The 22,548-nt window shown below is 55.4% G+C and carries 14 protein-coding genes and 1 pseudogene; 3 read left to right on the top strand and 12 right to left on the bottom strand.

What is annotated here, in order from left to right; translation table 11 throughout:
- Positions 1-27 precede the first annotated feature (27 nt).
- The 10 genes and pseudogenes from EOS97_RS00215 to mdtA form a co-directional block, all read right to left on the bottom strand.
- A pseudogene (locus EOS97_RS00215) lies at positions 28-444 on the bottom strand (tetratricopeptide repeat protein); the annotation flags it as partial.
- A gap of 4 nt (positions 445-448) precedes the next feature.
- Positions 449-2,560 (bottom strand): DUF4034 domain-containing protein, encoded by a 2,112-nt coding sequence (locus tag EOS97_RS00210; RefSeq protein ID WP_000434227.1) that lies wholly within the window; start codon positions 2,558-2,560, stop codon positions 449-451.
- 10 nt (positions 2,561-2,570) lie between these two features.
- Positions 2,571-3,287, bottom strand: a complete 717-nt coding sequence (locus EOS97_RS00205) for a DUF1266 domain-containing protein (protein ID WP_000498584.1) — start codon at positions 3,285-3,287, stop codon at positions 2,571-2,573.
- Positions 3,287-4,489 carry a hypothetical protein gene (locus EOS97_RS00200; RefSeq protein ID WP_000141054.1) on the bottom strand — a complete coding sequence of 401 codons (1,203 nt, stop codon included), beginning with the start codon at positions 4,487-4,489 and terminating at the stop codon, positions 3,287-3,289. The genes EOS97_RS00205 and EOS97_RS00200 overlap by 1 nt, the downstream gene beginning before the upstream one ends.
- A gap of 268 nt (positions 4,490-4,757) precedes the next feature.
- The gene (gene baeR, locus EOS97_RS00190) at positions 4,758-5,480 is read right to left on the bottom strand and encodes a two-component system response regulator BaeR (protein ID WP_000137854.1); all 723 of its coding nucleotides are present in this window, start codon (positions 5,478-5,480) and stop codon (positions 4,758-4,760) included.
- The gene (gene baeS / locus EOS97_RS00185) at positions 5,477-6,880 is read right to left on the bottom strand and encodes a two-component system sensor histidine kinase BaeS (RefSeq protein ID WP_000870081.1); all 1,404 of its coding nucleotides are present in this window, start codon (positions 6,878-6,880) and stop codon (positions 5,477-5,479) included. The genes baeR and baeS overlap by 4 nt, the downstream gene beginning before the upstream one ends.
- Positions 6,880-8,292 carry an MFS transporter gene (locus EOS97_RS00180; RefSeq protein ID WP_000137827.1) on the bottom strand — a complete coding sequence of 471 codons (1,413 nt, stop codon included), beginning with the start codon at positions 8,290-8,292 and terminating at the stop codon, positions 6,880-6,882. Before EOS97_RS00180 ends, baeS begins: the two co-directional genes overlap by 1 nt.
- Entirely contained in the window at positions 8,289-11,369 is a 3,081-nt protein-coding gene (gene mdtC, locus EOS97_RS00175; protein WP_001210075.1) for a multidrug efflux RND transporter permease subunit MdtC, read from the bottom strand. Before mdtC ends, EOS97_RS00180 begins: the two co-directional genes overlap by 4 nt.
- A complete protein-coding gene (mdtB, locus tag EOS97_RS00170; RefSeq protein WP_001197784.1) occupies positions 11,370-14,492 on the bottom strand; it encodes a multidrug efflux RND transporter permease subunit MdtB in 3,123 nt (1,040 codons plus the stop codon).
- Positions 14,492-15,733, bottom strand: a complete 1,242-nt coding sequence (mdtA, locus tag EOS97_RS00165) for a multidrug efflux RND transporter subunit MdtA (RefSeq protein ID WP_000678810.1) — start codon at positions 15,731-15,733, stop codon at positions 14,492-14,494. Before mdtA ends, mdtB begins: the two co-directional genes overlap by 1 nt.
- A 282-nt stretch (positions 15,734-16,015) precedes the next feature.
- On the opposite strand from mdtA, the gene ibsA reads away from it, so the two are divergent.
- A complete protein-coding gene (gene ibsA, locus EOS97_RS00160; RefSeq protein WP_001805500.1) occupies positions 16,016-16,075 on the top strand; it encodes a type I toxin-antitoxin system Ibs family toxin in 60 nt (19 codons plus the stop codon).
- 98 nt (positions 16,076-16,173) lie between these two features.
- Here ibsA and yegD read toward each other — a convergent pair whose 3' ends face one another.
- Entirely contained in the window at positions 16,174-17,526 is a 1,353-nt protein-coding gene (gene yegD / locus EOS97_RS00155) for a molecular chaperone (protein WP_000469625.1), read from the bottom strand.
- A gap of 133 nt (positions 17,527-17,659) precedes the next feature.
- On the opposite strand from yegD, the gene alkA reads away from it, so the two are divergent.
- Positions 17,660-18,529: a DNA-3-methyladenine glycosylase 2 gene (gene alkA, locus EOS97_RS00150; RefSeq protein WP_000494725.1), complete on the top strand. Its 870-nt coding sequence runs from the start codon at positions 17,660-17,662 to the stop codon at positions 18,527-18,529.
- On the opposite strand, the gene EOS97_RS00145 is transcribed toward alkA, so the two are convergent.
- Positions 18,497-21,487 (bottom strand): MASE1 domain-containing protein, encoded by a 2,991-nt coding sequence (locus tag EOS97_RS00145; RefSeq protein ID WP_000042949.1) that lies wholly within the window; start codon positions 21,485-21,487, stop codon positions 18,497-18,499. The two genes, alkA and EOS97_RS00145, sit on opposite strands and share 33 nt — an antisense overlap.
- Before the next feature lie 330 nt (positions 21,488-21,817).
- Here EOS97_RS00145 and udk point away from each other — a divergent pair, with 330 nt between their 5' ends.
- Positions 21,818-22,459: a uridine kinase gene (udk, locus tag EOS97_RS00140; RefSeq protein ID WP_000132082.1), complete on the top strand. Its 642-nt coding sequence runs from the start codon at positions 21,818-21,820 to the stop codon at positions 22,457-22,459.
- Positions 22,460-22,548: the final 89 nt, after the last annotated feature.

The raw sequence follows: 22,548 nt of genomic DNA, 5'->3' as shown, positions 1-22,548 counted from the left end.
AATGGCACGATTATGCGGGATACTTACACGCCCGGCATAGCGCCAGTATTCACCCGCCGCAAAAACCGGTGGCGGCAGGGCCGATTGCTTATCTTTGATCAGTTTCAGGTTGTAGATCGACTTGCTATCATTCGGCCTTAGCATCAGCCAGGCGCGGGCTTTACGCCACTCGCCTTCGCGTATCCAGGTTAGCGCCACGTTGTTGTAGGCCGTCGCGATGGCGCTGTCGTCAAGGGCGCAGCTTTCGCTCCATGCGGCCTGCTGTTCAAAAGCGTCGCGCGCTTTGGCATATTTTTGGGTCTTGTAAAGCTGTTCGCCCTGGCTGGCCAAAACTGGAATTTTTGCGCAGTCGGCCTCGATCTGCTGCTCCGTAATTTCAGCCCTGGCGGTGGCGCAGAGTAGAAGCAGGGCGCAAAGAAATAGAGATTTTCTTTGGATTATCACCACCTTACACCATTGAGTTGACCTGTCCCGGCAGCTCTGAATTCGGGATGCGGACGGTATACCAGGCGAAACGAAAGCGTTTCCAGAAAGAATCGAAATGCAGGTGGTCCAGGCAGTCCATAACGATTTCATTATCCGGGTAAAGTGTGAAGGCAAAATGCGCCCAGCGTGCGCTTAGCTTCATATTAAACAGCGTTCGATCGTGTTTATTACCGTGCAGACGCGATAGGGTCACCATAGCATGTAGCGTGCCTTTGTTGGCCTCTTGTTGCACCAGTTCCAGATGCTTATGCGCCAGCGTAATATCCTTCACTTCAAAAATATTCAGCAGGAACAAGCCCCAGGCCTCTTTATGCCCGAACTGATGCGCCAGCCAGAGATTATCGAGCAGTTCTTTTTCATAAGCGGAACGTTTTTCGGTATCAGGTTCTTGTTTACTCAGACGCTGGTTGCAGATGCCAATGCTGAAATGAATATTTTGCAGGTCATTTTCATAGTCGGTATAGCCTCCGTTATCTATTAATTTGTACGGGGTGCTCTCGCGCAGCGCTAACTGCCGGTGCAAAATCTCCGCCGCGCGCTGAAAATACCCTAACGCGATGGCAGGATCGTAAGGTAGTAGGCCGTTGTTCTCTTTATTATTGTGTTCAAGGCCCAGCAGGTTTAGCGCGGCGGGTATATTTCTTTGCGCGCCCAGCTCTGCCAGCGGCACGAAATGTTCCGGGAGCCCGAACCAGTTGAAATTTTTAATGGCCGCCCGCCAGTTATGGTTATATTGAATGTCGGCGACGCTATCGAGCCAGGCGAGGCCTTGCGCCTCATCCTTTTCGAAACCCAATAACCCGGCGTACTGAAAGTAGCCACGACGGATTTTCGGCACTGCGAATTCCGTTTGCTGCGCATTCTGACAGAGAAAATTATACATCCACCAGGTGTCAGAAAAATCGCGCAGGGCGAACTTTATCGTGTCATCAGAGAAATAATTGTTGAGCTTAACTTTTTCCACGATCGAACGCTGAAGGGTTCGCCAGAGCGCGTCATTATCGTCCAGATCGCTATAGCAGACCCGCAGCCACTCCAGCGCGTTGTGGCGAGATTCCTGAATATGCGCTCGCAGGCTAATCTCTTCGGCTTTGGCGATAATACGTTCCTGTTCTGCCGGGGAGTCAACCTCTTTAATGCGCAGATCGCGGTGATCGTCCCACCAGATCAATAGCTCCAGATGTTCACGTTCTGCGGCAGAAAGGTGATCGCATACGCTTGATTCCAGAAATTCGCGGATTTCCTCGTGAGACCCTCTCCAGCGTGGCATACGAAACGGGATATATTCATCCAGCACGTAAAATGCCGTCGGGAAAATAGCCAGGCAGACGGCGAGCCAGTATTTTTGCCCGGCATCGTCATTGCACTCCGGCAGCACGGACGGGCGAGGCAAATTTGGGCAAACCGCGTCGGCAAACGACAGCCCGGAATGGGCCATCAGCGCGTCCACCTCCTGCGGTGAATGGCGATGATATTCAGCCAGATCCTCCATTAATGGCTGCCCGGCAACATCCGCGCCCTCGAGGAACTCAACCAGCCAGTCGGGCTGGCCGAAGACTTTTGAGTTGGTGCTGGTCAGGGCCGCCGCCATCCACTGGCGCGGTTCACAGTCGATAGCATTGAGCACGGCGATGACCATCCGTTCGTTGCAGGCGGCGGCGCAGATCCACATCGCTCGGGTGGTTTCTCTCGCCCAGCCATAGCTGCGGTAAAGCCACGCACGGTGATTCCAGTATTGCGCCTCGGCAAGCCAGGCGTGAGTGGAGCGGGGACGAGCGCGCTGCCACTTTTTGATCAGCGCTAATCCTTGCGGCCCAGCCTCAACCAGCGTGTCCATATCGTAAAAAGGGTTGTCCATTTGATTCCAGGCGAAGAAATAGCGCTTTTCCGCTTCGCGGCTGGTAAAGCTCTCCGTCAGCGCCTGGTTGTAGCGTTCGTCCAGTTCGTCATAGCGTTCTTCGCGCAGCAGGCCGGGAATATCGGCAATATGCCACTCTCGTTGCCCGTCATTGAGGGGATTTTTGTGGTTGCACATCTCAAACATAGCGTTGAGCAGACGATCATCCTGTTCCATAAAGCGTCCTTTAAATCGGCTCGAAAATTTTGAATTCATTCCACGGCAGTTGTCGCCAGCGGCTGACCGGGTCTTGCAAATAATGGGTGGCTTCCTGTAAATCCCGTCCGGCAAGCGCTGTTGGCGTGTCACGTAGCGTGAGCCATACCCGGCGGGCGCGAACGTAGGCGGTGGCGTAATCCTCCCAGGAATCAAAACAGTCCTGAGCGCGCTGGGCGTTAAGTAATAACACCAGCCAGGCCTGATGTACGTCGCACCAGTCGAGCCCGGCGATACAGCGGGTCAGAAAGGCGGTGCGCATACAGTCGAAGGCCAGCGCGTCGCGGACCTGGCCCTGGGCCGCCAGATGATGATAAAACGTGCGCGGCGAGCTGCCGATGCCCGCAGGCCAGCGGCGTAAGATATCCTCAACCTTGTGGCGTAACGCCGCGCCGTCGAGGTTTTCGCTCAAGCCCAGCTCTTTTTTTACCTGCTGCGCCAGATAGCGGCGTTTGTCATCGTCAAGTTTGAAGACCAGCTCAACGCCTTTGATCGGTAGCCCGTTGCGCCGGGCGAGGATATCAGCTAACGCCAGCGCCCATTGCCGCCGTCGGGTATCGCGACGCAGGTCTTTCAGGCGATCTTTTTCTTTCTCCTCGGCGATACGGGCCGCAATCAGCGGTTTGTTTTTTTTGTAGTTGCGCCAGCTAAAAAATAGGGCGGCAATAATAAGAACAATCCAGAACATTAGCGCTCCTCCCTGGTTGCAGAAAGATAGCGCGTGGTTTGTAGCGTCAGGCTTTCAATTTCGAAAGGTTCGCTACTGGTGTTTTTCCCGGCAAGCGTAGGGTGCCATTCATGTCGTGGAAACAGCATTTCCGCAGCCGTCGCCACGTTAGGATCAACAACCTGAAGGTAGCGCAGTGCCTCCGGGGCGCTGTGCAGCAGCAGCCACTGTAAAGCTACCGGGGGAGTGGGGAAGTGTTCCATTAAATGAAAATTGTCATGCAGCACATTGAGCAGAAAATTGAGGTCATGAATATGAGTAATAAATTTCCAACCTGAATATTCCGGCGTCGATTCATAAACTATTCCCATCCCTTCGCAATCAGCGTGGCGTTCAGGAAGTGGTTGCAGATGGCGTAACAGAAATAAAACATCGTTAGCATATTTCTTAATAGGATGGCGATTTTGCTTACCTTTAATCTGATCAATGCTCAGGCCGTTATTACCAACCACCAGGCTTATTGTAACGTGGGGAATATTATTGCCGTCGCGCAGGCTGAACAGGCGAAGTTTCTGTTGTTCAATTTGCCGGGCGTAGTAATCGCCGTAGCCGCCGGAAAGCGCGCCTTTATTATCAAAATCTCCGACGCAGTGTTGCATATGCCAGGATTCATACGCCATCTCACTGCGCAGGCCGGGGTTTGTTGCATCAAGCTCAACCAGTACACCGTTATTCACCGCCATCACCGGTTTTAGCACCTCGCTGTTGGAGGGATACCAACCTTGTTCACGCAGGCGCTGCATTTTTTGATGCTCCGCTTCGCGCATTGCCAGCACGGTAAAGCAGTTGATACGCTGTAGTTTAGTTTCCAGCCGCGTTCCTTCCTGACGCGAAAGAAATTCCACTAAATCTCTTTCCATTGCCACGAGTTGCGGGTGCTGAACGTTAAGGTAGTAAAAGCGCTCATCGCCACCCAGCTTTGGCACCAGCCAGGCGGGGATTTCTGCATCAGCGCTAAAATAAACGGCATAATCGGCGACGGAGCGCACAGGGTAAACATGAGGAAAGTCACCAATGATCCAACGATAAAAATGGTTGCTTAACCAGCGCTGGATAATTTCGCTGTCGCCGCGTTGTTGGCTCCGGGAAAAAATAGACGATTTTACATTTGGCGCATTTATTATATTGCGTGGTTTATAGCGGTGAGATGACGTTTCTGTCATAAAAATCCATGTATAATTAAGCTGGTATTATGTTTATGTATTTTTAGATTCACTTAATGAATTAATGCGCAATAAGTTTAAAAAACTACTCACAGTATATCGGTAAACTAAAAAGAGCGGCCAAATAATTTATTGTCTCCGATCGCGTTCGTCGTGGTTTTCGGGATACCGCTCGGCCAAAGGAAAGAGGACAGTGTGTTAATTCCGCCAGAATAGCGTTGGCGGAAAATATCGTCTTACGACCTTGTTATTGTTATGCCAATAATCATTATACCAGGCGACACGCATCCGCTTCCCAGCGATATCCCACCCCGTAGACCGCGCGTATAAATGACTGTTCGGCATCCAGCGATTCCAGTTTACGGCGCAGGTTTTTAATGTGGCTGTCGATAGTACGATCGGTCACCACACGGTAGTCGTCGTAGAGGTGGTTTAACAACTGCTCGCGGGAAAAAACTTTACCCGGTTCAAGCGATAAGGTTTTTAGCAGACGGAATTCAGCGGGGGTTAAATCCAGCGCTTTACCACACCAGGAGGCCTGAAAGCGGCTTTCATCAATCATTAACGGGCTTTCGGCATCCTGCTGCTGGAGTTCGCGCTGCGGTTTACAGCGGCGCAAAATGGTTTTCACGCGGGCCACGACTTCGCGCGGGCTGTAAGGCTTACAGATATAATCATCGGCGCCGATTTCCAGCCCAAGCAGCCGGTCGATCTCTTCGATTTTGGCCGTGACCATCACAATGGGGATGTCGGAAAAACGACGAATCTCCCGGCATAGCGTCAGACCATCGGTACCCGGCAGCATCAGATCCAGCAGGATCAGATCCGGCGGCGTTTGACGCACATACGGCAGTACCTTGTCGCCATGATTGATGAGCGTGGGGGCGTAACTCGCCGCGCGTAAGTAGTCAATAAGCAGCTGTCCCAGCTTGGGTTCATCTTCAACAATCAAAATGCGCGGCGTGTTTTCATCAATGGGTAATTCAGTCATACTTCTCTCTGTAAATCGCGATCCAGCGGTAACTCTACTGTAATGCTAACCCCGCCAAAAGGCGAATGAGCGGCGTGAAGATGACCGTTATGCGCGTGTACAATATTGACGCATATCGCCAGCCCCAGTCCAGAACCGCCGCTGGCGCGGTTACGGGACACTTCCGTGCGGTAAAAACGGTCAAAAAGCTTTTGTAACTGTTCATCGCTGACGCCCGGTGCAGAATCGGCAAAGGTCAGGAATAATGATTTGTCGCGTTGTTCGGCGGAAATATGCAGGCCACCGCCGCTGTCGGTGTAGCGCAGACTGTTTTCCAGCAGATTATTAAACAGTTGCATCAGGCGATCCGGGTCGCCGAAGACGGTCATACTATCCGGCAACGCGTAATGTAACGTTAGCCCCCGGCTGGTAAAGCGCTCTCTGAACGCGCCGCCAGCGACTTCCAACAGGGGAACAAGATCGACGGTCGTTTTTTGGTAAGCCAGCGCGCCTTCGTCAGACAACGACAGCTGATGCAGGTCGTCAACCAGTTTGGTAAGCGTACCGACTTCCGCCTGTAGCGAGGTAACCGATTCTGGCGTGAACTGGCGAACGCCATCCTGAATGGCTTCCAGTTCGCCGCGCAATACCGCCAGCGGCGTGCGCAGTTCGTGGGAAATATCCGCCATAAAGTCGCGGCGCATCTGCTGGTTTTTTTCCAGCGTGCTGGCAAGCTGGTTAAAGTCCTGCGCCAGTTTTCCCAGCTCATCGGCGCTGGTTGGGGTCACGCGCGTGGTAAAATCCCCCGCCGCCAGCCTGTGCGTCCCCTCGACCAACCGTTTGACCGGGGCGAGCAGGCCACGCGCCAGCAAAAATGTCGCCAGCGCGGCCAGCAACGTTGATAACGCCACGATCATCCAACTGGCGCGCCGCTGCTGCATATCAAAATTAATATCCGTATTGCGCGTCAGCCGCTCGACAGGCGAGGCGATAATCGCGCCGACTTCGACGCCATTGACCAGAATGGGGCGGCGAGTACCGTCATGCGGCACCGGACCGCGTGGGCCGACCAGCACCCGGCCATTTTGATCGACGACCCAGAACTGGGTGCGCCAACCGTGCGGCGGCATACCGGGGCCGGGTTTATCCCGGTCGTTGTCATGCTCAAATGAACGCAGAATCTGGAAAACGAAGCGATCGTTGTTGCGTAAAAAACGCCAGTTGCCGTGTTGCTGGTACTGGTCGCCCAGCGCATCGCCCAGCATTTGTAGCCGCTGCTCGTTGCCGTGTTTGATATAGTCAATAAATCCGCGTTCAAAACTGACGCGCACGGCCCAATGCATACTGATCAGCAGCACGATGCAGGTGGCGAAGATCGCCAGAAACAGCTTGCCGGTGATTCCGGGCCGCCAGACTTTCATTACAGGCTCCTTTTACGCCGTGAAATGACCATGTTTTGCTGTGTATCGTTCGGCACGCGGGCAAAAATTATCGCCGGTAGCGCGATAATAACCGCCATACATAACCAGGTGTACATAAAGACGTGATGTGTGGCGCTACTGTCTATCCCGATATGCTGTTGGCCAAACATACCCAGCAGCATTCCGGCAATAGTGACGCCAATACTCATCGAGAGCTGCATAATCATCGATAATAAGCTATTGCCGCTGCTGGCCAGCGTATCGGGAAGGTCTTTTAGCGTTAAGGTATTCATGGAAGAAAAGCGCGCCGAGTTCACCATTCCCTGCAAAAGCAGTACCAGCGGCAGGAGATAATACCAGCCGAGCAGCGCGACCGACATAAACAACAGGCTAACCAATGCCAGTCCGAGCGTGGTCGCTACCAGAACCCGACGATAGCCAAAACGGTTAACTATCTGCACCACAATCCGCTTCATTCCCATGCTGCCCAGCACCATGGGGATCATCATCAAACCGGCATGAAACGGTGAAAAACCAAGACCAATTTGTAAAAATACCGGCGTCATAAACGGCAGCATACCGCTGCCGATACGCCCGGCAAAACTGCCCAGCAACCCCAGTGAAAACGTGGGCGTGCGGAACAATCGCAGGCTGAATAACGCGCCTGAGTTTTTTTTGGCATGGAAGAGATAGAGCAGAATGGCTGCCGCGCCGCCCGCAGCAAGTCCGGCTAATGTCCAGGGCGAGATCCCCATGCTTTTACTACCGTCCAGCGCCAGCGTGAGTACCGCCATGCCGATAGCTAACAGCAGGAACCCCGGCAGATCAAAGCGCCGGGTCTCTATGGTGTAGTTTGGCATCAGCATAAAGGTCGCCATAGCGCCGACAATTCCCACCGGGATATTGATCAGAAAGATCCAGTGCCATGAAGCATATTCCACCAGCACCCCGCCCAGCGCGGGGCCGAGTAACGGCCCGATCTGACCCGGCAGGGTGACGAAGGTCATCGCCGCCATATATTGCGCGCGCGGCACGATTTTCATGACCGTCAGGCGTCCGACCGGCACCATCATCGCACCGCCTACGCCTTGTAAAACCCGCGCTAATACCAGTTGATTAAGCGTGCCGGAGAGGGCGCAAAGCAGCGAACCCAGCGTGAACAGCACAATGGCGGCAAAGAAAATATTACGCACGCCGATTTTGTCTGCCAGCCAGCCGCTGGCGGGGAGCATCACGGCGACGGTAAGAACATATGACACCACTACCATGTGCATATGCAGCGGGCTTTCCCCCAGGCTTTTCGCCATGGAGGGCAGCGCAGTGTTGACGATGGTGGTATCCAGCGACTGCATAAAAAAGCCGAATGCCACAATCCAGAGTTGCCAGCGGGTGTTGTCAGGAAGTTCTGTCATATCTCTACTACCGGTTTGCTATTTTTACGCGAAAAACGCAGCCGCAGACGGTCGAAAAAGAGGTACACCACCGGCGTGGTATAGAGCGTCAGGAGCTGGCTCATGACCAAACCGCCGACAATGGTTATCCCCAACGGCTGCCGTAATTCCGAACCGTCTCCGCCAGATAACACCAATGGCAGTGCGCCGAACAGCGCCGCCAGCGTGGTCATCATTATTGGACGGAAGCGTAACAAGCAGGCCTGGAAAATGGCTTGTTCCGGCGTCAGGCCGCCGCTTCGTTGCGCTTCAAGCGCAAAATCGACCATCATAATGGCGTTTTTCTTCACAATGCCAATTAATAGCATGATCCCTATCAGGGCGATTAGGCTGAAAGGGGCATTGAAGAGCTCCAGCGCCAGAAGCGCCCCAACGCCTGCCGATGGCAGAGTAGAGAGAATGGTCAGCGGATGGACGTAACTTTCGTACAGTATCCCCAGCACAATGTAGACGGTAGCGATCGCCGCCACTATCAAAATAAGCTGCGAATTCATGGTCTGCTGGAACACTTGCGCCGTTCCGGAAAAACTGCCGCGTACCGTCGGGGGGACGCCAAGCTGCGTCATGGTGCGATTAATGGCCTCCGTCGCCTGCGATAACGATGTGCCGGTCGGCAGGTTAAAGGCAATCGTGGACGCCGCGGAAAGTCCCTGATGGTTCACCGACAGCGGCGCATTGGCGGGCCGCCATTGGGCGAAATAAGAGAGGGGGATCGCTTTTCCGTCGCGGTTGATAACAAACATTTTCTCCAGCGCGCTGATATCCTGGCTATAGCGCGGATCGACTTCCATCACCACTTTATACTGGTTCATCGGCTGATAAATGGTGGAAATTTGCCGCTGGCCGAAAGCATTATTTAACAGACTGTTTGCGGCCTGAACATCAATACCCAGCCGTGACATGGTGTCGCGGTCGTAGATAAGGTTCATCTCCGCGCCGTTATCCTGCTGATCGGAGTTTACGTCCGCCAGTTGCGGCAGGGCCGAGAGCGCTTTGCGTATTTTCGGCTCCCACTCGCGCAGCGCCGCCAGAGAGTCAGACAGCAATGTGTATTGATAACTGGCGTTAGCCTGCCGCCCGCCGACGCGAATATCCTGTACCGCCATCAGAAACAGCCTGGCGCCGGGTTCTTTTGCCAGTTTGACCCGCAGTCGATCAATGATTTGCTGCGCCGTCTCTTTGCGCTCGCCGCGCGGCTTCAGCGTAATAAACATCATGCCGCTATTCACCCGCGAGCCGCCGGTAAAACCAGTGACATTATTCACCGCCGGATCGTCGCGAATAATTTTCATAAAATCCTGCAGCTTGCCGCGCATGGCCTGGAAAGAGATGCTCTGGTCAGCCTGAATACCGCCCATCAACACGCCGGTGTCCTGCTCCGGAAAGAATGTTTTAGGGATGGCGATATAAAGCCAGATGTTCAGCGCAACGGTGCCAAGAAAAACCACACCGACAAGACGCGTATGGTTAAGCACCCATTTTAACGACGTGCCGTAACCCTGTTGCAAGGCGACCAGCAGACGGCCAACGCCCCGTTTACGCGGTTGGGTGCGTGGTTTGCTTGATTTAAGCATCCAGCCGCACATCATCGGCGTCAGCGTGAGCGAGACCACCAGCGAAATGCCAATCGCCACCGAGAGGGTAACGGCGAATTCCCGTAATAATCGTCCTGGCAGGCCGCCCATTAACAGCAGCGGCAGAAATACCGCCACCAGCGACAGACTCATGGAGATGACCGTAAACCCGACTTCCCGCGTACCCTGTAATGCCGCCTGCAAAGGTTTCATTCCCGCCTCCAGATGGCGGGCGATATTTTCCAGCACCACAATGGCATCATCAACGACAAATCCGGTCGCGATAGTCAGCGCCATCAGCGACAGATTGTTGAGGCTGAAGCCGCACAGATACATGGCGGCGAAGGTGCCGATGAGCGAAACGGGAACGGCGACGGCGGGGATTAGCGTGGCGCGCCCGGAACGCAGGAATAAAAACACCACCAGGATCACCAGCGCGACAGAGATAGCCAGCGTCTCTTCTACCTCTTGCAGCGACGCGCGAATCGTCGGCGAACGATCCTGGGCGATTTGTAAATCGATAGCGGCGGGGATCATTGCCCGCAGTTCCGGCAGTTTTGCCCGGATGCCGTCGACCGTCTGAATAATGTTGGCCTCCGGCAGCTTGCGGATCATCAACAAAATAGCGGGTTTAGCGTTCGTCATCCCGGCGTTACGGACATCCTGCACCGAGTCGGTGACGCTGGCGACGTCGCCCAGGCGTACCGCCGCGCCGTTGTTATAGTGAATAATCAGCGGCTGGTATTCGGCGGCGGTTTTCAGTTCGTCGTTGGTCTGGATTTGCCAGCGGTGGACGCTATCTTCAATTGCGCCTTGCGGTCGGCGTACGTTGGCGCTGTCGATCGCTTCGCGGACCTCATCCAGCGAGACGCCCTGGTTAAAGAGCGCCTGCGGGTTTAAGCCTACACGTACTGCGGGCAGGGAGCTGCCGCCGACGTCAACATCGCCGACGCCGTCAATTTGCGCGATGGTTTGCGCCAGTTGGGTAGAGGCGAAATCATACAGTTTGCCCTGTGACCAGCTCTCCGAGGTGAGCGTTAAAATCATAATCGGCGCGTCGGACGGGTTGGCCTTGCGATAAGTCGGGCGGCTGGGCATTCCGCCTGGCAATAAGCTTTGCGCGGCGTTAATGGCGGCCTGCACGTCGCGCGCCGCGCCGTTAATATCACGATCGAAATTAAATTCGAGAATAATGCGCGTACTGCCGAGCGAGCTGCTGGAAGTCATTTCATTGACGCCTGCAATGCGTCCCAAAGAACGTTCCAACGGCGTCGCCACCGACGAAGCCATGGTTTCCGGCGAGGCGCCCGGCAGCGAGGCGCTAACCATAATCACCGGGAAATCGACCTGCGGCAGCGGGGCGACCGGCAGCAGACGAAAGCCCAGAATGCCGCACAGCGTAATGGCGGCGGCAATCAAAATGGTGGCGACCGGGCGGTAGATGAAAAGGGCGAAAAAGCGCATCTACGCCTCCTCTTTATGGCGCGGAAAGCGACTTTTCACGTACAGCGACAGGCGGTCAAACAGGAGATAAATCACCGGTGTGGTAAACAGAGTTAATACCTGGCTGACCAGTAGGCCGCCCACCATCGCGATCCCCAACGGGCGACGTAATTCCGCGCCAACGCCGGTACTCAACATTAATGGCAATGCCCCGAGCAACGCCGCCAGCGTGGTCATCAGAATCGGTCGAAAACGCAGCAGACAGGCCTGGAAGATAGCGTCGCGCGGACTCATCCCCTGTTCGCGTTCGGCGGCGAGGGCGAAGTCAATCATCATGATGGCGTTTTTCTTCACGATGCCGATCAGCAAAATAATGCCGATAATGGCGATAATATCGAGCTCGCTACCAGCGATGATCAGCGCCAGCAGCGCGCCGACGCCCGCCGTAGGCAGCGTTGAGAGAATCGTGATCGGATGGATAAAACTCTCATACAGCACGCCGAGCACGATATACATCGCCACCACGGCGGCGACAATAAGCCAGACGGTGCTGCCCAGCGCCGCCTGGAAGGCGAGCGTACTGCCCTGAAACTGCGTTGTAATATCCGCTGGCAGGGCGAGCGTTTTTTCCGTATCGAGAATCGCCTGCACCGCATCGCCGAGCGAATAGCCCTCCGGCACGTTAAACGAAAATGTCGTAACCGGGAACTGATCTAAATGATTGATGGAGAGCGGAGCGAAGCGCTGCTCAATGCGGGCAATCGCGCTGAGCGGTACGGTGCCGCCGTCGCGGCTCGTCAGGCGAATCGTCTCCAGCGCCGCCAGGCCCGGCGTGCTGGCGGTAGTATGTTCCAGCACGACGCGGTACTGGTTCGCCTGGGTATAAATCGTTGAAATCAGGCGTTGCCCGAACGCGTTGTAGAGCGCGTTATCCACATCCGCCATGCTGATACCCAGACGGCTGGCGCTGTCGCGGTCGACATTCACCCAGGCCGCTAATCCTCGATCTTGCCAGTCGCTGCTTACCTCGGAAAGCTGTGGTAACGACTGTAGCGCGTTCTGCAGTTTTGGCACCCAGTGGCTGAGCGCATCGAGCGTCGTGGCCTGCAGGGTAAACTGATACTGCGTGCGGCTGACCTGCGTGTCGATGGTTAAATCCTGCGTCGGCTGGAGATACAGCGCCACGCCGGGAATCGTTGCCACGGCGGTTTGCAGCCGGGAGATCACCTGCTGCACGCGGTCATCACGCGCATCCAGCGGCTTGAGGTTAATTTGCAGGCGCGCGCTATTCAGCGTGGGGTTAGCGCCGTCTACGCCAACAAAAGTCGTCAGGCTTTGCACCGCCGGGTCCTGTAATATCCGCTCCGCCACCTGGCGCTGACGTTGCGCCATACTGGCATACGATGACGATTGCGGCGCCTGCAGCGTCCCCTGGATAATGCCGTTATCCTGTACCGGAAAGAATCCTTTCGGGATGACTATCCACAGCATAACGCTGAGCAGGAGCGTGGCGAATGCCACGCTCAATGTAAGCCACGGATGGTTGAGCACTTTCGCTAATCCGCGTCCGTAGCTGGCGATCACGCGGTCAAACATCCGCTCGCAGGCGCGGGAAAAGCGGTTTTGTTTACGCAGAGACTGCTGGCTGAGCATACGCGCGCACATCATGGGCGTGAGCGTCAAAGAGACGACGGCGGAGATTAAAATCGCTACCGCCAACGTCACCGCAAATTCGCGGAACAGTCGACCAACAATATCGCCCATAAAGAGCAACGGGATCAGCACCGCAATCAGTGAAAAGGTGAGGGAAATAATGGTAAAGCCGATTTCGCCCGCGCCTTTGAGCGCCGCCGCCAGCGGTTTTTCTCCTTTTTCGATGTAGCGCGAGATGTTTTCGATCACCACAATCGCATCGTCCACCACGAAACCCGTGGCGATAGTGAGCGCCATCAGCGTCAGGTTATTAATGGAAAAATCCAAAAATACCATCACCGCAAAGGTGCCGATAAGCGACAGCGGTACGGCGACGCCGGGAATAATTGTGGCGGGAATATTACGTAAAAACAGATAGATAATCATGACGACCAGCGCGATCGCCAGCATCAGTTCAAACTGGGTATCGCGCACGGAAGCGCGAATATTGGTGGTGCGATCGGACAGGACCGTGACCTTCACCGATTTCGGCAGGCTTTCGGTAAGCTGGGGCAGCATCTGGCGAATGCTGTCCGCCGTCGCAATGATATTGGCGCCGGGCTGGCGTTGAACGTTCATCACGATAGCCGGCGCTTGATTCGCCCATGCGCCGAGCCAGCTATTTTCCGCCCCCTGTTCGACGGTGGCGACATCGCCCAACCGTACCGGCGCGCCGTTTTGATACGCGATGATAAGCTTGCGGTATTCGTCGGCAGACTGCATCTGATCGTTAGCAGAAAGCGTCACCGCCCGCTCGGGGCCATCCAGACTGCCTTTCGCCGAGTTGACGTTGGCGCCGGTAATTGCGGTACGGACCGTTTCGCTGGTCAGACCGAGCGCGGCGATAGCCTGAGCATTCAGTTTTACACGCACCGCAGGGCGCTGCCCGCCGGCAAGCGTCACCAGCCCGACGCCGGAGACCTGCGAGATCTTCTGCGCCACGCGGGTTTCTACCATGTCCTCTACCTGGGTCATCGGCATCGCGTTTGAGGTGACGGCAAGCGTCATAATCGGCGGGTCCGCCGGATTGACTTTGCTATAAATCGGCGGATTCGGCAGGTCGGAAGGCAATAAATTGGTGGCTGCGTTAATCGCCGCCTGTACTTCCTGCTCGGCAACGTCCAGCGGCAGCGTCAACTGAAACTGTAGCGTTACTACCGACGCGCCGCCGGAGCTTTGCGACGACATCTGCTTCAGTCCTGACATCTGGCCGAACTGGCGCTCAAGCGGCGCGGTGACGGCGGAGGTCATGACATCCGGGCTGGCGCCAGGGTAGAGCGTAACAACCTGAATAGTGGGGTAGTCGACCTCCGGCAAAGCGGCGACGGGCAGGAAGCGATAGCCGATAATCCCGGCGAGTAAAATCGCCGCCATCAGCAGAGTGGTGGCCACGGGGCGCAGAATAAACAGACGCGAAGGGCCGCCCGTGCTGCCCGGAGGTAATACCTGCATCAGGCGCGCGCTCCTTTTTGATCTTCATGGCGGGAAGGGGATCTTTCATCCGCCATGGTGGTTTGCGGCTCAACGACCTCGACTTTTGCGCCTTCCGTCAGCCGATCAATACCATCGGTAACGACGCGATCGCCTGCCGACAAGCCTGCGCTGATCACCACGTTTTGGTTATCCTGAATACCGATTTTTACCCGCTTCTTGCTGACGTTATTTTCGTCGTTCAGCACCCACACAAAGTGGCCCTCATTGCCCATTTGCACCGCCGCGGCAGGCACCACAACGGCATTTTGTTCGGTATCGACCAGCATCCGGGCGTTCACAAATTGATTGGGGAACAGCGTATCGTCCTGATTGGTAAAGCGCGCTTTAATTTTGATCGTTCCCGTCGTGGGATCAATCTGGTTGTCCAGACTGAGCAACACACCTTCGCTCAATTTGTGCGAGTTAGTCCGATCCCAGGCTTCTACGACCAGCGCTTTCCCCGCTTTCTGTGCCTGAACTACGGTCGCGATATCGCTTTCCGGCAGAGTAAAAATGAGATCAATCGGGTGCGTTTGCGTAATGACGACAATACCGGCGGTATCGCTGCTGGAAATCTGGTTGCCGACATCCACCTGTTTCAGACCCACGCGTCCCGAGACCGGGGCCGTGATACGACTCCAGTCGAGCTGTAACTGCGCGCTGGCGACATTGGCTTCATCCGCTTTAATGGTTCCCTGGGTTTCGTTGACCAGCGCCTGTTGCGCATCCAGTTCCTGACGGGAAACCAGATTGGTTTTTGCCAGTTGCTGATAGCGCGCCAGATCACGACGCGCATTCGCCAGCGTAGCGTTATCTTTCGCCAACTGTCCCTGAGCCTGCGCCAGGGCGACCTTAAACTGGCTGGGATCGATTTGCGCCAGCAGATCGCCTGCGTTGACCTGCTGACCTTCCTGAAAGTGCAGGGCGATGAGTTGACCATCCACGCGGCTACGTACCGTAACGGTATTCGCTGCGGTCATGGTACCCAGCCCGCTCAGATAGCGCGGTACGGCCTGCGTGGTCGCGGTCGCGGCCTGTACCGGCGCCAGAGGGCCGTCGCGCATACCGCGGCGACCTGCGGCGGCGGTATGCGGCGCTTGCGCGGCGACGCCCGGCGCGGCGGTCGGGCTTTCGCTACGGCTATGCCAGAACCAGAATGCGGCGGCGGCCACTACAACCCCAATCGCTATTGCCCAGCGGAAAGTATTACTGCCTTTCATCGGTATAAGTTTCTCATCCTGAAACGTTTTGCGGAATGTTGCTCCCTCTATTGTAGTCAGCAGGGAAGGGAGAAAAATGGAGGAATTATGGAACACGGTCGGGATTATTCTGAATGGCGGCCCGCTTTGCGAGGCGCTACGCAACTCTCATCGGTGAAAATCGTTAACGCGCCGGAGTGCGGTAAAGTGGCGGCACGGCAATAAAGATAAGCCACCGATTTCAGCAGGACGCTGAAACGGGAAAGCCCCTCCCGAGGAAGGGGCCAAAATAAGGAAAGGGTTATGATGAAGGTAGTCATCATACTGGTGATACTCTTAGTGATTAGCTTCCAGGCTTACTAAGACACCAGGGGGAGGAGGAATCCTCCCTAACCCTCACTCCTGACGTTAAGCCACATCAAGAATAATGTCAATCCATCAGCGCTGGGCTTGCGAGGCGCTTAGCGGAAAACGACCTCTGCCCAGCGAGCCAGTCCTGCGGTGACGGAGCCGAAATCATCGCCGCCAGCGACGGGTATGCCCGGTAACTGTTCGGAAAGCGCTTTTTTAATCAATGGCGAACGGGCGCTGCCGCCGGTCAGATAGATGACATCCGGTTTTTCCTGCGCGCTGTCCAGCGCCAGTTGCACCTGTTCCAGAATACGCGTCAGCGGTTGATCCAGCGCCGCTTCCAGTCCTTGCTGGCTGATAGCGGCCGCCAGGTCGTCGCTGATAAATGGCAGCCTCGCCGTAACATCCGCCTGGCCGGAAAGGGCGATTTTGCTCTCTTCCGCGCAGCGTACCAGGCGGTAGCTAAGCCGCTGACGCCAGACCTTGAGCAGCAACGCGACCTTGTCTGCTTCACGCGCGTTGCGAACCAAATCGTTCAACAGACGACCATTCGCGCTACTGTAAAAATCGCTTTGCGCCGGGACGTCGTTAATCGCCACGGCGTTCCACCACGGCAGCACCGGCAGGGCGATGCCTTTTTCGGTTTCGCCGCCCATGCCCAGCAAAGGCATCAGATTTTTAAAGGCCAGCGCGATATCCAGATCGTTTCCGCCCACGCGGCAACCGCTGTGCCCCAACAGGCTGTTTTCACGATCGGCGCGCTGACGCCACTGCGGCCCCATCAGCAGCATGGAGCAGTCGGTGGTGCCGCCGCCAATATCCACGACCAGCACACGCTTCTCTTCCCGCAGCGTAGCCTCGTAGTCCAGGCCCGCCGCAACCGGTTCATACTGGAATACCACCTCCTGAAAACCGGCGCGTTTTGCCGCCCGCTCCAGAATACCCTGCGCCTGGCGGTTCGCGTCATCGCCACCGAGTCCCTGAAAGTTGATCGGGCGACCGATCACCGCCTGGGTAATGGCCTCCGGCAATTGGCTGTGCGCCGTATGACGAATATGTACCATCATGGCGCAGACCAAATCTTCAAACAGCGCGACCTGCTGCGGTTTCAGGCCGCTGGCGCCTAAAAAGGATTTCGGCGATTTGACAAACCAGACCTCCTGGGGATCGTCAATATAGTGCGCCAGCGACGCCAGACCAAACTGTACGCTTTGCGCGCCAACCTCAATATCTTCCTCGCGGTTGTAGCGTATCGCGCGGCGTAGCAGCGCCTGGGTTTCTTCGTCCGTTGCCGGCACATCATGATGGCGATACAGCCACTCGCTCACCGCTTCGCGCGTCGGCGCGCACAGCATAGACGGCAGTAATGCGCTGTTATTCTCCATTGTCAGCAACTGTGGATGCCCGTCGCGCATAATGGCGACCGAGCAGTTTGCCGTACCGTAATCAAATCCTATAAACACCTTAAAATCCCCATGCCAGTGAAGAAGGGGCGTGACTTTAGCGAAATGTCGTCGCGGCGACAACTGGAATATGAAAGCAAGGCGTTACGTGCGATTAGCGTTTATGCTGAAAGGTCAAATAAAGGAGAAAAGTATGTTTACCCTGAGCTGGCAGCCGCCTTACGACTGGTCGTGGATGTTGGGCTTTCTTGCCGCGCGTGCGGTGGACGGCGTGGAAACAGTAGGCGAGGGCTTTTATGCGCGCAGCCTGGTGGTGGGCGAGCATCGCGGACTGGTCAGCGTGAGGCCCCATCTGCCCACCTACACTGTGCAGGTTAGCGTGAGCGCCGGATTACTTCCCGTCGCGCCGGCGTGTTTGGCGAAGGTTTCGCGTCTGTTTGATCTTGACTGCCAGCCCGCGCAGGTTGCCGCCGTGCTGGGGCCACTGGGCGAGGACAGACCGGGGCTGCGTTTACCGGGATCGGTTGATACGTTTGAACAAGGCGTGCGGGCGATACTGGGGCAACTGGTGAGTGTCGCGATGGCGGCAAGGTTGACGGCGAAAGTGGCGCGCCGCTATGGCGAGGCGTTGCCGGATGCCCCCGATTATGTCTGTTTTCCCGGTCCGGAAACGCTGGCGTTGGCCGATCCGCTGGAGCTTAAAGCTCTGGGGATGCCGCTGCGGCGCGCCGAAGCGCTGATTCATCTGGCGCAGGCGACGCTGGCGGGAAAACTGGCGCTCGCCGCGCCGCCGGATATTGAGCAGAGCGTTAAAAATTTACAAACGTTTCCGGGAATTGGCCGCTGGACGGCGAACTATTTCGCCCTGCGCGGTTGGCAGGCAAAAGATATCTTTTTACCCGATGATTACTTAATTAAACAGCGCTTCGCCGGGATGACGGCCGCGCAGATCCGTCGCTACGCGGAGCGCTGGAAACCGTGGCGTTCCTACGCGCTACTGCATATCTGGTATACCCACGGCTGGCAACCGTCAATGGATAGCGAAATAGCTGGTATTCAGTAATAAATCCAGCGGTTGTGCTTCGGCGATAGTGTCGCCATAAATCAGATCCACGCCAATACGGGAGAGCGTATCCAGCACCTGTGGGTTTTGTACCGGCCCGGCGAGCGTTTTGATGTCCAGATGCTGGGCGTGTCCCTGGATGATCGAGGTCAGCATTTCATCCATTAAACTTTCATGAACGTTGGCGATAAGGTCGCTATCCAGCAGTAAATAATCGACGATATGCGGGGGCAGTAAATTAAACAGCTGTAAATCGCGCCCGACATGGCTGAGAATCACCTGGCAGCCGCGTTGCCGCAGTTTTCGCAGAGTCGCAGCGGCGGTCTGCGCCTGCTTAACGATAACGTCAGCCGGGATAATCAGGTGTAATAACCGTGGCGGCAGTGGGCTATGCTCCAGTTGTTCCAGCAGCTCATCAATAAGGGTCGCGCTGTATAATCCCGCGGCGGACAGCGGCAGCGCAACGCTTAATCCCTTGCTGGCGACGGCGGTCGCCGCATGGTGGAAAAACTCATGGAATACCCGTCGGTCAAGCGCGTGATGCAGCGCGGAGTCGGCTAACCCTGCCCGGAACGCGCGCTCTTCCAACACTTCCCCTTCGCTGGTCCACAGCCTGAGTGAGACCAGCCAAAAGCTGGTGGCCTCCGGCGTACGCGGCGGCGCGACGTTTCTGGCAAGCATTAGCAGGTGGTTATTTTTAATCATATGCCACTGTTCTTCCAGCGGCATCATTCCCTTTGAGGAGGTTAATGCGTGCTGCGGTTCGTACACGGTCAGACGGCCGCGACCGCTATTTTTCGCGGCGTAGCAGGCAATATCGGCCTGAGACACGACCTCTGTGAGCTGGCAGTTATGTTCATTTATCATTGTGATCCCGGCGCTGGCGCCGATCCGATGCAGGCGTCCTTCCCACATAAAGTGATACTCATTAACGGCGTTGATAAGCCGCGTCACGATAAAGCGCGCGCTGTCACTATTACAATCCGGCAGCAACAGGCCAAACTCATCGCCACCCAGACGGGCCAGGAGATCGCCGGAGCGAAGCATACTGAGCATCAGTGACGCGAGCTCGCGCAATAAGGCATCGCCGGCGGCATGTCCCGCGCTGTCGTTAACCGCTTTAAAACGGTCCAGATCGATAAACACCAGCGCATGATGTTGAGGCGATTCCTGTATTGTTTGCAGGCGCTGTTGAAGCTGTTTTTCAAAACTGGCGCGGTTGGCAAGATGGGTGAGGGCGTCATGCGTTGCGCTGTAGCTGAGCTGGCGTAACATTTTTCGTGATTCGGTAACGTCCTGGATAACCAGAACCGAACCAATCTTATCGCCGTCAAGCGTACTGAGCGGCGTGATACTGTAATGAATATCGTAGCTGCCGCCGTTATGACAATGGAGCACTATCTCCTGTTCCATGTCCGATCGCGACCTGTCGGCGCGATAAATATCCTCCAGCAGCGGCCCCTTATCACCTGACGTAATGCGCAGAACCGTTAATAATGGCGCGCCTAAAGCATCCTCTTGCCGCCAGCCGCTCATCTTCTCGGCGATCGGGTTCATAAAGGTGATATTCATCGCGACATCAATACACACCACCGCTTCTCCGATAGAGTCAAGCGTGATGTGCAACCGTTCTTTTTCCTGAAACAGCGCCTCGTTCGCCTGTGTAATACGCTCCATCAACCGCTGGTTTTCCTGCTCGCTTTGCTTGAGATCGTTAATATCTTCGATCTGAGCAATAAAATAGAGAGGTTTATTGTCTTTATGACGAACCAGCGAGACGGCCAGTAGCGCCCAGACGACATCGCCGTTGCGGGTGTAGTAGCGTTTTTCCATGGAATAGCTATTGATGTCGCCGCGCACCAGCATGTTTAGCTGTTCAAGGTCATTATTCAGGTCTTCCGGCCAGGTCAATTGCTGAAATGTCATCGTGCGTAATTCATCCTGGCTATAGCCAAGAAAATGGCTCAGAGATTTATTGACCTGTAGCCACTGACCCTCCGTACCGACCAGCGCCATACCAATGGCGGAATACTCCATCGCGTTGCGAAAGCGGGATTCGCTCTCGGTGATATGTTTGCGTTCCGTGCGAAACGCGTACATCACCATCGTCATCATATTGGCAGGCAGCAGGATCATTAAAAAAGGCAGCCACGGCATATTGACCATCACGTCGGTTTTCGGCGTGGCGAGCAGCGTGGGGTCATTGGCCAGCATGAGCGAGACCACGATAACGGTAGCTAAAAAAATTAAAAACGCCTCCATTCGCGGCAGGCGCACCGCACTCCACATCAACAGGACGATAACGCACGTAAACGGCCACGGAATATAGCGCATAGCGAGCCAGCTTAGCGCCAGCGTAATGACCAGCGTCAATAGCGTTTCCAGCAACAGATGCGGGTCGCGATGACGCAACAGATAGTGTGGTTTAAACAGTAAACCTAACGGCACCAGCGTCAGCGCGCCGATGGCTTCCGATAATACCCAAATCAGAAACGCTTTCGAGGCGACCGCTTCCGGCGCTATCAGCCAAAATAACAGGCCGCCGAGTAGCGGCGGAATCACGGCGCTGCCGATAGCCAGACGAAACCAGTCATTCAAATTTTGTAAGGGGTTGTAGCTGGGGAGCAGTTTTCGCAGCAGTATCGCGCCAGTGGCCGCCTCGATAATATTTATTGCCGTCCAGCTAAAGTTAAGCGAGGCGGCAGGAAATAAAGTCAGTGAGGCGCCGATGCTGCCGAGCGAGCAGGCGACCGCGATCCCTGGCCACAGACGGCCCGCATGGCGGTAAAACGCGACCATCATAATGGAGGTGGGGAACCACAGCGGCGCGAGTTGGGTGCCGACACGCGATAATACGAGCGAAAAGAGCGTAAAGACAAACGCGACCAGGCCTAAACTGACCAGACGCAATAGCGGGTGGGGGACGGTAACGAAAACATGTTGGGATGGTTTACTCATTACCACTCTATCCGAATCGCCGGTAACGTCGCGGAATACCGGACGCGTCAGTTTACTCTGTGATTATGCTAGTATAAACGCGTAATGATTTATACGCTGGCTGAATATAAATTGTGGCTCCCAGCGTATTCCTCCTCCAGACGGGTCGATAAATCCGCTGTCCGCGTTAAAACTGAACGCTTTTACGTCGCGACGTCGAATGCGCCGCCAACAAATTCACCGTGGCATAGCGCCGGACTGGTATCGCGCTGCTGAAATCCCTATAATTGCCGCGTTTGGCGTTTCGGCGCCCCCCTTCCTTACATCCAGGTTAATCAGGTCGCTAAATTTATGACTGATCAGTCTCATCAGTGCGTCATTATCGGTATCGCTGGCGCATCGGCTTCCGGCAAGAGTCTTATTGCCAGTACCCTTTACCGCGAATTGCGTGAACAAGTGGGTGACGAACATATTGGCGTTATTCCCGAAGACAGTTATTACAAAGATCAAAGCCATCTGTCGATGGAAGAACGCGTAAAAACCAACTATGACCATCCGAATGCGATGGATCACAGCCTGCTATTTCAGCATCTTCAGGCGCTCAAGCGCGGTTCGGCGATTGAATTACCGGTATACAGTTATGTTGAGCATACCCGTATGCAGGAAACGGTTCGCGTAGAACCGAAGAAAGTAATTATTCTTGAAGGTATTCTGTTACTGACCGACGCGCGTTTGCGTGAAGAGATGAACTTCTCTATTTTTGTCGATACGCCGCTGGATATCTGTTTGATGCGCCGTATCAAACGCGATGTGAACGAGCGTGGTCGCTCAATGGATTCGGTGATGGCGCAATATCAGAAAACGGTGCGTCCGATGTTCCTGCAATTTATTGAGCCTTCCAAACAATATGCGGATATTATCGTGCCGCGCGGCGGTAAAAACCGCATCGCTATTGATATTCTGAAAGCGAAAATCAGCCAGTTCTTTGAATAAATCTGGCGAATTGTGTACCGTTCAGTGATAACCTGGTTAGCCCTTGATGTGCTTGATTTAAGGGCTTGATGCGCGAAAGGAGAAAGTGC

The sequence above is a fragment of the Salmonella sp. SSDFZ54 genome (genome assembly GCF_004010735.1).
In the GTDB taxonomy this organism is placed as follows: Bacteria; Pseudomonadota; Gammaproteobacteria; order Enterobacterales; family Enterobacteriaceae; genus Salmonella; species Salmonella enterica.
This window is presented reverse-complemented; position numbering and strand designations above follow the sequence as displayed.